At 35.2% G+C, this 1,305-nt stretch carries 1 protein-coding gene; it reads right to left on the reverse strand.

Annotation, left to right across the window (positions count from 1 at the left end; translation table 11 throughout):
* On the reverse strand, nt 1-1,077 hold a 1,077-nt coding region (locus CXF76_RS00700), incomplete at its 3' end, for a TolC family protein (RefSeq protein ID WP_101162810.1).
* Nucleotides 1,078-1,305 lie beyond the last annotated feature (228 nt).

Raw genomic sequence — 1,305 nt, forward strand, 5'->3', positions numbered from 1 at the left:
GTCACCAGCTTCCCAGCGCTTATTTAATAAGTTTTCGCTGCTATCTAATCTGCCTTTTGTCAGTTTTTGCCATTGCTCATAATATTTTTTACTGACAATAAGCGATTCATAATTAGCTTTTGCTTCAAATGACTGCTTTCGATAAACCGACCGAAAGTTAGCCTCTGCTGCAATTGCTTCTGAATAAGCGGCTTTAACAGTATCTGAATAGTTATTTCTGATATTTAAAGGCATTGAGAAAGTCACGCCAATCAAGTCTTCATCTCCACTTTTCCCTGCGTTAACTCCAATGGTTGGATTGGCTTTAGATTCCATAGTGGTTAGTTGAGCTTTAGATTGTTTTATCTTCCATTGCGCTCTAGCGAGTTTAACTTTTGGATGTTCCTCAACCCACTGAGAGTTAAATGAATAGTTTGTTGCTCCAAAAGTAAATGAAAACAAATTGGTAGTATTAGGCGTCCAATCAGGCAATAACTCCTGAACATTTACCTCTGCATTTTTCAAAGCAATTTGCGACTCAGATATTTCACTGAAAACTTGGGACAAGTTTAAATAAACCAGTTCAGCGTCAAGTGGCTCTAAAAGTCCTGCTTTTCGCTTATCTTCAATAATTCCAACGAGCGTTTGTAATTGATTTTCTCTTACTGAAAGTAACTGAGCCACCTTTTTTGCTGCTTGCCAATTAACTATTGCAGTTAAAGCGTTAGCCTTTTTAGAATCGAGTAGAGATAACAATTGTTGCTGGTTTGCATAAACACCAATTTCACCAATGCTTTTATTTGCTGATTGCTTATCCCAAAAATCAATCGTTTGACTGATACCAATAGAATAATTATCAAAATCACCCTCTTTTTCATAGCTTGCTTCAAGCTCTGGGTTATATACGGCTTTAGTTAAGCTCTTGGCTCTATGATTACTTGCATTAAGTAACTCTTTAGCCGCAACAACTTCGGGATCTTTATTTATTTGACTATCTAGCCATGAAATACTTTTCTGTTTGGCATAAGTGGCAACTGAAAAACTCACAGCCATACATAAAGACAGGACTAAACCTGCATTTTTTAAATATATATACATAAAAATTCTTAATTTTAAAATTAATAAACACGAAACCTTTATCCATTATTAAAGGATAAATAGGTCATTAAAAATTAATCTAATTAAGAAATGGGCGGACGAAGTATCGCTTCAAGAAAGGTACTTGTTTGATCAATTTGATAAGGCGTTTTATTGATAATGTTTAGTTTGCCCGTGGTATTTGAATTACTGACTAAAATCCAAGATAAGTGGCTGCCACTGCAATGT

Origin of the sequence: Pseudoalteromonas sp. 78C3 (assembly GCF_002836695.1) — a bacterium.
Taxonomy (GTDB): Bacteria; Pseudomonadota; Gammaproteobacteria; order Enterobacterales; family Alteromonadaceae; genus Pseudoalteromonas; species Pseudoalteromonas arctica.